Source organism: Pseudomonas sp. SDO52101_S400, assembly GCF_054071635.1.
Genome location: NZ_JBSVWF010000183.1, coordinates 1 through 201 on the forward strand (window position 1 = coordinate 1; position 201 = coordinate 201).

Sequence of the window (201 nt, forward strand, 5' to 3'; positions counted from 1 at the left end):
CAACGATGTTCACATCCAGAGAAGCATTTGCCGTGGTGCCGTTGTCATCCACCACGGTGACGGCGAATTGCTCGCTCAGCGTATTAGCGCCGTTGGCGGTCGGATGCGCGTCGTTGTGGTCGAGGGTGTAGCTGTAACTGACGACGCCGGTCGTGGCATTGAACCCGGTGATGGTCAGCGTGCTGCCCAGCGGAGTCGTGA

1 protein-coding gene is annotated in these 201 nt (G+C 60.2%); it reads right to left on the minus strand.

Features of this window, described 5'->3' with window-relative positions:
- A partial coding sequence (locus tag ACW9HX_RS29250) for a hypothetical protein (RefSeq protein WP_457383231.1) occupies nucleotides 1-201 on the minus strand: 201 nt, incomplete at both ends.